We start from the raw sequence: 11784 nt of genomic DNA on the forward strand, positions 1-11784 counted from the left end.
CCCGGAAATACAAGAATCCCATCGTTGACATCATGACATCTACACCTCAGCCCCCCGCGACCAATCCCGAAGCCGAAGCCAGCGTGGTGGACCATAATGGTTCGATCCGCGCGGAGTTCTTCAACGCTGATGAATTGCGAGAATACGGCGAGCGGGCATCGCGCGAAGGCGTGAGCGCGCTGCCGCTGCTCGTCCCCTTCGATTTCCACTCCCGCAGCCGCGACAACGAGAAGGAAATCCTGCGGGTCTATCGCACCACGGCCGCGGATGTGGAGGAAGGCGAGACCATCACGCCGGCGGCGGAATGGCTGCTGGACAATCATTACATCGTCGAGGAAGCGATCCTGCAGGTGCGCCGGGATCTTCCGCGCAAGTTCTATCGCCAACTTGCCGAGATCGAAGTCGGTGGCATGAAGATGCCGCGGGCGCTGGCGCTCGCCTGGCTTTACGTCGCCCACACGCACAGCACGATCTCGCAGGCCAGCCTCAAGGCGCTGGTCGATGGCTACCAGACGAATGTCACGATGGAGATCGGCGAGCTCTGGGCCCTGCCGTCGCTTCTGCGATTCGTCCTGATCGAGAACCTGCGGCGGATTTCCATCCGGGTCGAACGGGCACGGCGCATGCGCGGCAAGGCGAACGACCTTGCCGACCAGCTCATCCGTCTGGCCGATCCCGCCAAATGCGCCGATCTGCTTGCCAATGCCGCGCCGATCGCGGCCGATTGCACCTTCGCGACGCAGTTCCTTTACCGGCTGCGTGACGGCTCGCAGACCTCCGGTTTCGCCGTTTCCTGGCTCGACGATTGCCTGAAGAAAGCCGGGACCGACAGCGAGGAGATGATCCTCGCCGAGCACAACCGGCTTGCCTCCGGCAACGTCACTATGGGCAACATCATCAAGAGCCTGCGTGAGATCGACGATGCCGAGTGGCCCGTCTGGTTCGAGGATGTCTCCGTCGTCGACAAGATCCTGCGCGAAGGCACCGATTTCGCCGACCTCGACTTCGGTACCCGCGACGTCTACCGCGATCGCGTCGAGCGTCTCGCCCGCCGCTCGGAACTTTCCGAAGAGGAAGTCGCGCGCCGTGCCATCTCCATTTCCGGCCATTGCGGCGAAGCGCTCGTCGATGGCAGCGAGGCGGAAAATGTCGGCGAGTTTCTCGTCGGCTCGATGCGCGCGACCTTCGAGAAGAATATCGGCTACCAGCCGAGCGTCCTCGATCGCCTGATTGCGCTCGGCCGCCGGCTGAGCTGGATCTCCATCGCCCTGCCGGTCATCTCGATGACGCTGATCGCGATGGCGCTCGTCGGCAAGCTGCTGCTGTGGCAGCAAATTCCGACCGTGGATGTCGCCCTGCTGCTCATCCTGTTCGCACTGCCGGCCTCGGAAGGCGTCACCGGCCTTTTCAATACCGTCATGTCGTTCATGATCCGGCCGGCGCGCCTTGCCGGCTATGAGTTCAAGTCGGGCATCCCGGCCGAGGCGCGCACGCTGGTCGCCGTCCCTTGCCTGATCTCCAACCGCGACGGCGTCGACGAGCTGATCCGCAATCTTGAGGTTCACTATCTCGCCAATCCGCGCGGCGAGATCTATTTCTCGCTCTTGAGCGACTGGCCGGACAGCCAGCGGGCGGAATCCGAGGCGGACCAGGAAATCCTCGCCTATGCCCGTCAGGAAGTCGACCGTCTGAGCAGCCGCTACGCCCATGACGGCAAGCGCCGCTTCTATCTCTTGCATCGCCGCCGGCTCTACAATCCGTCGGAAGGCGCGTGGATGGGCTGGGAGCGCAAGCGCGGCAAGCTGCACGAGCTCAATCTCCTGCTGCGCGGCGACCGCGACACCAGCTACCTGGCGACGCCGGAACAGCTGCCGGCCGATATCCAGTATGTGATGACGCTCGACGCCGATACCCGCATCACCCGCGACGCGGTGACCAAGCTCGTCGGCAAGATGCACCATCCGATCAACCGGCCGGTGCTCGATCCCGCCTCGAACCGCGTGGTCAGCGGCTACGGCATCCTGCAGCCGCGCGTCACGCCGTCGCTGACGACCGGCAAGGACGCCTCGGTCTTCCAGCGCATCTTCTCCATCAACCGCGGTCTCGACCCTTACGTCTTTACCGTCTCGGACGTCTACCAGGACATTGCCGGCGAAGGCACGTTCACGGGCAAGGGGCTCTATCATGTCGACGCCTTCGAGGCGGCGCTGAAGGGCCGCATCGATGAAAACACCGTCCTCAGCCACGACCTTCTCGAAGGCTCGTTCGCGCGTTGCGCACTGGTGACCGACGTCGAGCTCGTCGAGGATTTCCCGATCCGCTACGAAGTGGAAATGTCGCGCCAGCATCGCTGGGCCCGCGGCGACTGGCAGCTTCTGCCTTTCATCTTCAATCCGAAGAAGGGCATTCCGGCGCTCGGTCGCTGGAAGATGGCCGACAATCTGCGGCGTTCGCTGACGCCGATCGCCTGGCTGCTTTCGTCGCTCAGCGGCTGGTTCATCATGGATGCGACGGGCGCGCTTGCCTGGCAGATCTTCATGATCTTCTCGCTGTTCGTCGCCCCGACGCTTTCGCTCCTCTCGGGCGTCATCCCGCGCAGCACGGATATCATCGCCAAGGCGCATTTCTCGACCGTCTGGGCCGACATCCGTTCGGCCAATGCCCAGGTCGCGCTCAGGATTGTCTTCATTGCCGATACCGCCTGCATGATGGGCGATGCGATCGTCCGCTCGCTGTTCCGCATGTTCGTCAGCCACAAGCACATGCTGGAATGGCGCACGGCGGCAAGCGTGCAGGCAAGCTCGCAGGGAAGCATCCTCTCTTATTACAGCAACATGCGCCATGCGCCGCTGATCGGGCTGTTCATCTATTTCCTCGCGGTGATTTCGGCCGATCCGGGCTTTTATGTCGGCGTGCCGTTCGCCACGCTCTGGATCCTCTCGCCGCTGATCGCCTGGTACGTCAGCCAGTCGGCGGAAACCGAAGACCGCCTGATCGTCGCGGAGCCGGTGTCGGAAAGCCTGCGCGCGATCGCCCGCAGGACCTGGCGCTACTTCGAGACCTTCGTGACCGCAGAGCACAATTTCCTGCCGCCGGACAATTATCAGGAAATCCCGGAGCCGACCGTTGCCAACCGGACGTCGCCGACGAATATCGGCGTCTATCTTCTCTCCGTCATCTCGGCCCGCGAGTTCGGCTGGATCAGCTTCGAGCAGACGATCGAGCGGCTGGAACAGACCGTTGCCACTGTCGATCGGATGGAGAAGTACCGCGGCCACCTGCTGAACTGGTATCACACCGATACCCTGAAACCGATGAAGCCGCGTTATGTGTCCGCCGTCGACAGCGGCAACCTTGCCGGCCACCTGATCGCCGTGTCGTCGGCCTGCCGCGACTGGGCGGAAGCGCCGGCGGCCTATCTCCAAGGCAATCTCGACGGTGTCGGCGATGTCGCCCGCATCCTCAAGGAAGTGCTGGCCGACCTGCCGGACGACCGCAAGCCGCTGCGTCCGATGCGCCGCCGCCTTGAGGAGCGCATCGCCGGCTTCGGCGCCGCGCTCTCGGCGATCCGCCGCGAACAGGCCTTCACGTCGCTGCGCATGTCGAACCTCACCGTGCTGTCCGGCGACATTGAAAAGCTCGCCGTCAATCTCGATCACGAGATCGGCTCTCCGAAGAGCAGCGAAGTGACGAAGTGGGCGCGCTCGCTCGTCGCCGTCTGCCAGGCGCACATCAATGACACCTTGTTCGACCTGTCGAACATCGAGCCGTTGCGCGAGCGCCTTGCCAAGGTGCGCGATCGGGCGCGCGACATCGCCTTCTCGATGGATTTCGGCTTCCTGTTCCGTCCGGAACGCCGCCTGCTGTCGATCGGCTATCGTATCGACACCAACGAGCTTGATGATGCTTGCTACGACCTTCTGGCGTCCGAAGCGCGGCTGACCAGCCTGTTTGCCATCGCCAAGGGTGACCTTCCGAACGAGCACTGGTTCCGTCTCGGCCGGACCGTCGTTCCGGTCGGCGCACGCGGCGCGCTCGTTTCCTGGTCGGGCTCGATGTTCGAGTATCTGATGCCGCCGCTGGTCATGCAGGAGCGGCAGGGCGGTATCCTCAACCAGACCAACAATCTGGTGGTCAAGGAACAGATCGCCTATGCCAAGCGGCTCGGCATTCCCTGCTGGGGTATCTCGGAAGCGGCGTTCAACGCACGCGACCATGAACTGACCTACCAGTATTCCAATTTCGGCGTGCCGACGCTGGGCCTCAAGCGCGGCCTCGGGCAGAACGCGGTCATCGCCCCCTACGCCTCGCTGCTCGCCAGCCAGTACGACCCGGAAGAGGCGCTCGAAAACCTGGAACGGCTGCGCGGCCTCGGCGCGCTCGGCATCTACGGCTTCCATGATGCCGTCGACTTCACGCCGACCCGGCTGCCCGAAGGGGCGACCAGCGCGGTGGTTCGCAACTACATGGCCCACCACCACGGCATGTCGATCGCCGCAGTCGCCAACGTCGCCTTCAACGGTCGCCTGCGTTCGCTCTTCCATTCCGATCCGGTGATCGAAGCGGCGGAACTCCTGCTGCAGGAAAAGGCGCCGCGCGAGATCCAGCAGGTGAACGGTGGCCAGAAGGCCGAGTCGGTCGGAACGGTGAAGGCCGAACTGCCGCATCCGGAAATGCGCATCATCGACGATCCGGCCAACCGCCGGCGCGAGGCCGCCTTCCTGTCGAACGGCCATTACTGCGTCATGCTGACGGCCGATGGTCACGGCTATTCGCGCTGGAACGGCCAGTCCGTCTCGCGCTGGAAGGCCGACGAGACCGATCAGCCCTGGGGCACCTACATCTTCCTGCGGGATGCGGAAAATGGCCAATGCTGGTCTGCGACGCCGGCGCCGCGCGCGGCGGAAGGCGAGAAGGCCGTCGCCATCTTCGGCGACGACAAGGCGGAATTCCAGAAGACGGTCAACGGTATCTATACTTCTGTCGAATGCATCGTCGCGACGGAACACGATGCCGAGGGCCGGCGCGTCAGCATCACCAACAACGGCATGCAGGACCGCTTCATCGAGGTCACCTCCTATATGGAGCCGGTGATTTCCTCCGATGATTCCGATGCTGCGCATCCGCTGTTTTCCAAGATGTTCGTGCAGACGGAAATCGGCCGCAGGGGCGACGTCATTCGTGCCTGGCGCAACAAGCGCAACGAGAACGAGCCGGACATGTTCGTCGCCCACCTCGTCAGCGATGACGCCGGTTCTGCCCGGCCGACCGAATTCGAAACCGACCGCCGCCGCTTCATCGGCCGGGGCCGCATGCTGGCCGATGCCGCCGCGTTTCTGCCCGGCGCGACGCTTTCGAGCACCGACGGCTTCACCCTCGATCCGATCCTGTCGCTCCGGCGCGTCGTGCGCGTGCCGGCGGGCAAGAAGGTTGCGGTGATCTTCTGGACCATTGCGGCACCGGTGCGCGAAGAGGCCGACAAGGCGATCGAGCGCTACCGCCATCCCGAATCCTTCGCCCATGAAATGGCGCATGCCTGGACGCGTGCGCAGGTGCAGATGCGCCATATCGGCGTCACCTCGGCGCAGGCTTCGGCCTTCAGCCAGCTGGGACGCTGCCTTGTCTATCCGGATACCGACCTCAGGGCCGATGCCGGGACGGTGCGCAGCGGCCTGCAGGCGCAATCGGCCCTTTGGCCGCTGTCGATCTCCGGCGATTTCCCGATCTATGCGGTCCGCATCAATGACGATCTCGACCTCGATATCGTCCGCGAAGCGCTGACGGCCCAGAGCTATCTGCGGCTGCGTGGTGTGATTGCCGATCTCGTCATCGTCAACGAGCGCGCCACCTCCTATGCGCAGGACATGCAGCAGGAAATCGACATTCTCTGCGAGAACCTGCGCCGCCGGACCCAGTCCGAAGGCGGGCGTCCGCATGTGTTCTCGGTTCGCCGCGACCTGATGAGCGAGGAGACCTGGCGGGCGCTGCTGTCGGCTTCGCGTGCGGTGTTCCATGCCCGCAACGGCAAGCTCACGGACCAGATCGTGCGCGCTATCGGCCTGCACCAGTCGGCCAATGCCGGCACGACCGCAAAGCTGCCGGCCAAGCCGCTGGCGCTGCCCGCGCCTTCTGCGGACCATCCGGCGGACGGGTCCGACCTCGACTTCTGGAACGGTTTCGGCGGCTTCTCGAAGGACGGCAAGGAATATGTCGTCCGGCTATCGAGCGGCCAGTCGACGCCGCATCCGTGGGTCAATGTGATCGCCAACGAGAATTTCGGCTTTCATGTCAGCGCCGAGGGCAACGGCTTCACCTGGAGCTGCAATTCGCGCGACTACCAGCTGACGTCATGGTCGAACGATCCGGTGATCAACCGCAGCGGTGAAGCCTTCTACATCGCCGACGTCGACAGCGGACAGGTGCTGGCACCGGTCCCGGCGCTGTCGTTGCGTCCCGACGTCCATTTCGAGGCGCGGCACGGGCTCGGTTCCTCGCAGTTCAAGTCACAGCAGGACGGTCTCGATATCGAGATGACGCAGACGGCCAGCCGCGACATGCCGGCGAAGCTGACGCGCATCCGCATCCGCAACAGCGGCATGGAGACGCGTCACGTCAAGGTCTATGGCTATGCGGAATGGGTGCTCGGCAATCGCCGGGAAAAGACCGTTCCCTATATCCTGACGTCACAGGACGAAAAGACGGGAGCGCTGTTTGCGCGCAACCCCTACAGCGTCGACTATTCGCAGCGCACCGCCTTCTTCCTCATGAGCGAGAAGGACGCGAGTGTCACGGCCTCGTCGTCGGAGTTCCTCGGCCGGCACGGTTCCGTCCTGTTGCCGGAAGCAGTCGCCTCGATGTCCGACCTGTCCGGCAATGTCGGCACGATCGGCGATCCCTGCGCGGCGCTCTGCACGACGATCACGATTGCGCCCTACGAGACGCGGGAAGTCTGCTTCCTGATCGGTGACGGGGAAAGCGAGCAGGCCGCCCGCGACATCATCCGCCGTATGCGCAAGATCTCGTTTGCCGCGGTGCTCAAGGAAAACCAGGATTACTGGGCCGAGCTGACCGGCAGGGTGCGGATCAAGACGCCCGACACGTCGATCAACAACCTGGTCAACTACTGGCTGCCCTACCAGGCGCTGTCGTGCCGGATCACGGCACGGGCGGGCTTTTACCAGGCGAGCGGAGCCTTCGGCTTCCGCGACCAGCTGCAGGACAGTCTGGCGATGCTCGGCTATGATCCGTCGCTTGCCCGCAACCAGATCCTGCGTGCCGCCTCCCGGCAGTTCCAGGAAGGTGATGTGCAGCATTGGTGGTTGCCGGAAAGCGGCGCCGGTGTGCGCACCCATATCGCCGACGACGTCGTCTGGCTCGCCTATGCCGCCGCCCATTACAGCGACGTGACCGGCGACCTGACCCTGCTCGACGAGGAGGTGCCCTTCATTCACGGCCCGGTGCTGTTCCCCGGACAGCATGATGCCTTCTTCAAGCCGGATGTGGCTCAGGAAACGGCGTCGCTCTACGAGCACGTCGCGATCGGCCTCGACCTTGCCCTGTCTCGCACGGGCCCGCAGGGCCTGCCGCTGATGCTCGGCGGCGACTGGAACGACGCGATGAACCGCGTCGGCGAGAAGGGCAAGGGCGAAAGCGTATGGCTCGGCTGGTTCCTCGCCAATGCGCTGAAGTCCTTCATCCCGCATGCGCAGCAGCGGGGCGACGAGGCGCGCGCGACCGGTTGGCAAAACCGGTTGGACGACCTCCTGAAGGCGCTCGAAAGCGCCGGATGGGACGGCAGCTACTATCGCCGCGGCTTCTACGATAACGGCCAGCCTCTCGGCTCGGCCGCAAGCGAGGAATGCCGGATCGATTCCATTTCGCAGTCCTGGAGCGTGCTCTCCGAACTGGCCGACCCGAAGCGGGCCGGCATGGCGATGGACGCGGTCGTCGACAAGCTCGTCGACGAGCAGGCCGGCCTGATCCGTCTCTTCGATCCGCCGTTTGCAACGTCGAAGGCGGATCCCGGCTATATCAAGGCCTATCCGCCCGGCGTGCGTGAGAATGGCGGCCAGTACACCCACGCGGCAATCTGGGTGTTGATGGCGCTTGCCAAGCTCGGTCGTCCGGAGGACGCTTGGCGCTGCCTTTCGATCCTCAACCCGGTCAATCATTCGCTGACGCCCGAGGATGCCGAAACCTATCGCTGCGAGCCCTATGTGGTTGCCGCGGACATCTATGGCGAGCGCGAAAAGAGCGGTCGCGGCGGCTGGAGCTGGTACACCGGCTCGGCCGGCTGGCTGCATCGCGCCATCATGGAGTCCGTGCTCGGCATCAGCCGCCGCGGCGGTGATGTGCTGGTCGCTCCCATGCTTCCGGCGCATTGGGATGGTTTTGAGGCGGAACTTTCCGGCGGGTCCGAGAGTTGCCGTATTGAGGTCCAAAAACGGCCTGACGATGAAGGCTATAGTGTCCGCGTGAATGGGAAGGCCGTTGAGTCTTCCGCGAATGCGATTTTGGTCGGCAAAGCATCCTGAGCGTCTTGCCGACCTTTAGGCCATAGAAACGAAAAAGTTTGGAACGGAGCGGCATAAGGTCTCTCCGCAGGGTGAATTGATGCTGTCATACGCTAACACGAGAGCGCTGCCCGGCGGGGCAGGCGCTCCGGCGGCGAAGCCCGCCCAACGAGATACCCGGCTTGACGTGATCAGGGCTCTGGCGCTGATCACGATCTTCATCAATCACGTGCCCGGACAGATGTTCGAGCACTGGACGTCGAAGAACTTCGGCTTCTCCGACGCCTCCGAAGCGTTCGTGCTGATTTCCGGGATTGCTATCGGCCTCGCCTACGGCCGCAAATACGGTGTCGGCAACCGCCTTTCGATGTCGATCAAGGCCGTTCGTCGTGCCCTTGTCCTCTACGGCGCGCACATTGCCTGCACGTTTACCACCCTTGCCGTCTTCGCCCTGGGCGCCTGGTGGTTCCATCAGCCGGACATGCTGGAGAAGATCGCCATCGCGCCTGCACTTGCCGAACCGGCGAAGGGCATGCTTGCCATCTTCCTGCTCGGCCACCAGTTCGGCTACAACAATATCCTGCCGCTCTATGCCGCCCTGCTTCTCATGGTGCCGGCGATCCTGTGGCTCGAATCGAAGAGCCCGCGGTTGCTCGTCATGCTTTCCATCGCCCTGTGGTTCATTGCGGGTCTCTATGAGATCGCGCCAGCCAACATGCTGATGGACGGCGTCTGGTTCTTCAACCCGCTCTCCTGGCAGCTGCTGTTCGTGATCGGAATCGTGTCGATGCGCCATGTGCAGCGTGGTGGCACGATCTACTGGAACCCGGTCTTGTTCCTTGCCGCAGCGGGCTATGTGATCCTGTCGGCCTTCTGGGTGACCCTGTCCTGGTGGAACCTGGACATCGCGCTCGGCCTGCTGCCGAAGGTGCTGGGTGGCTTCGAGAAGACCTATCTGTCGCTGCCGCGCCTTCTGCATGTGCTGGCGCTGGCCTACCTGGTCGTCAAGGTGCCGTTCCTTTCGGCCGCCGCCCGCCGTCCGGTCAACAATCCGCTTTCGGTGCTCGGCCGTCATTCCCTCGGTATCTTCGTGTCGGGCACCATCCTGGCGATGATTGCCCAGGTGCTGATGGCCGGCATGGGCGACAGTGCGGCCATGGGGATCTCGCTTGTGCTGCTCGGGATCGTCATCCAGTTCGGCATCGCCTACTGGCTGGACGATCGCGACCAGAAGAAGAAGCAGGGCGTGAAGAAGCCGCAGCGGACCAAGCCGATGCTGCCGGCGACGCCGATACAGGCGTTGAAATAAGCAACGGAATGAAACGCATCTGCCCGGACAGGATCCGGGTGCTCAAGCAGAAGGGGGCGTGACGCCCCCTTTTTCATTGGCTTTCGTGATGGTCTCCAAACTGAAGGGAACGGCCGCGCTCGTTCAGGCCGCCTCAGTCCCGTCAGGGCCGCGCGCTTCCAGGGCGGGCGTTTCCGTAATGCCGCTCGCTTTCAGCAGGGAGGCGAACCGTCCGCTCTTCTCCGCCAGTTCCTGGTAGCCGCCCATTTCGACGATCTGTCCATGATCGATGAAGAGGACGAGGTCGGCCTCGCGCACGGTCGACAGGCGGTGGGCGATGATGAAGGTCGTGCGGTCCTTCCGCAGCCTGTCGATCGCCGCCTTGACGCGGCCTTCCGTTTCGACGTCGAGCGCGCTGGTCGCTTCGTCGAGCACGAGGATCGGAGCGTTCTTCAGGATGGCGCGGGCAATGGCGATGCGCTGGCGCTCGCCGCCGGACAGGCGGTTGCCGCGCTCGCCGGCATGCGTCTCGTAACCATCCTGCCGGCCTTCGATGAACTCGACGGCGGCTGCAGCTTCTGCGGCCTGCGCGATTTCCTCCGGCGTGGCGGCTTCCTTGCCGATCTGGATGTTATCGCGGATCGAGCGGTTGAGCAGGCCGGCATCCTGGAACACGGCGGCGATGTTGGCGCGCAGCGACTTTCGGGTGGCGGTCGAGATATCCATGCCGTCGATGAGGATCTTGCCGTCCTGCGGATCGTAGACCCGCTGCAGGAGGTTCATGAGCGTCGTCTTGCCGGCGCCGGTCGGGCCGACGATGGCGACGGTCTGGCCCGCCTTGACGGCGAAAGACATGTTGCGCACGCCCTGCGTCGTGTTGGCGAAATCAAAGGAGACGTTGCGGAACTCGACATCGCCCTTGACCTTGCCGAGGTCGATCGCGTCCGGCGGATCGCTCTGCCGGATGGCCGCTTCCTTCTCCAGCTCGAAAAAGTCCTCGAGCTTGGCGCGGGATTCGAAGATCTGCGTTGCGTAGCCGCGCATCTGGTCCAGCTTGCCGATCAGGAGGTTGGCGAAGCCGGTGAAGGCAATTATCTCGCCGACCTTCAGTTCGCCGCGCTGGACGAGGATTGTGCCGATGATCAGGATGATCATCATCGAGATGGTGGAGGCCATGCGGTTCAGGGCGCTGGCGATTGCCCACCAGTCGAGCACCGGGATCTGCGCATCGAGAAGGTTGCGCGTATAGTTCTTCAGTGCCCGCGTCTCGGCCTCGATGCGGTTGTAGGAATGCAGGACCGAGACGTTGGAAATGCTGTCGCTCACATGTGCGAACACGGAATGATAGTGCCCTTCGACCGCCTGCTGGCCTTCCTTGGTGCGCGCGATCACGGCTCGGCCGATCAGGAGATAGAGGACGCTGAGGACGATGAGGACGGCGGTCATGCGCACGTCCATCGCCAATGCGGTCGGGACGAGGAGGGTGAGCGAGACGGCGGTGGCCAGATGCGTGCGCATGAACTCCAGCCAGAGGCCGAACAGTGTCTCGCAGGCGCGCAGCAGTGTGTGCAGCGCATTGGAGGTGCCGCGCTGATGATGCCAGGACAGCGGCATGGAAATGATCCGCTCGAAGGCTTCCGTCAGCAGGTGCGCCCGGCGCTCGTGAGCCAGCCTGTCGGCCTCGCGCGCGACGAGAACGTAGGCGATCGTGTTGAAGATGCCGAAACCCGCCCAGGCAATGAGGATCGGGGTCACATCCGTCTTGTCCGAGATCGCATCAATGATCTTGCCGAAAAGGATGGGTTCGGCGATGGTGATGACAGCCAGGACGATGTTGGCGACGACGATGATCCATACACGCAAACGGTAAGTTGCGAGGTAGCGAAGCGCCTGAAAATAAACGTGGGCTAGTGACACGATACAATCTCTTGTTTAAATTTGTTCACGTCTTCACGGATTCGTAGTCCTTGCCGAAGGCCGTGG

General features: G+C 63.5%; 3 protein-coding genes. 2 read left to right on the top strand and 1 reads right to left on the bottom strand.

Annotation, left to right across the window (positions count from 1 at the left end):
- The first annotated feature begins 32 nt into the window (after positions 1–32).
- Both ACU5AZ_RS11060 and ACU5AZ_RS11065 read left to right on the top strand, forming a co-directional pair.
- On the top strand, positions 33–8534 hold the full coding sequence (locus ACU5AZ_RS11060; RefSeq protein ID WP_446822434.1) for a GH36-type glycosyl hydrolase domain-containing protein: 8502 nt from the start codon (positions 33–35) through the stop codon (positions 8532–8534).
- Positions 8535–8613: 79 nt separating this feature from the next.
- The gene (locus ACU5AZ_RS11065) at positions 8614–9822 is read left to right on the top strand and encodes an OpgC family protein (RefSeq protein ID WP_446822435.1); all 1209 of its coding nucleotides are present in this window, start codon (positions 8614–8616) and stop codon (positions 9820–9822) included.
- 123 nt (positions 9823–9945) lie between these two features.
- Here the strand turns inward: ACU5AZ_RS11065 and ACU5AZ_RS11070 are convergent, their stop codons facing one another.
- A complete protein-coding gene (locus ACU5AZ_RS11070) occupies positions 9946–11718 on the bottom strand; it encodes a glucan ABC transporter ATP-binding protein/ permease (RefSeq protein WP_446822436.1) in 1773 nt (590 codons plus the stop codon).
- Positions 11719–11784: the final 66 nt, after the last annotated feature.

Source organism: Rhizobium sp. PAMB 3182 (genome assembly GCF_052908355.1).

Bases quoted from the DNA above. Each gene is read 5' to 3' on its own strand.
- ACU5AZ_RS11060 (WP_446822434.1), top strand. From the start codon at position 33: ATGACATCTACACCTCAGCCCCCCGCGACCAATCCCGAAGCCGAAGCC.
- ACU5AZ_RS11065 (WP_446822435.1), top strand. From the start codon at position 8,614: ATGCTGTCATACGCTAACACGAGAGCGCTGCCCGGCGGGGCAGGCGCT.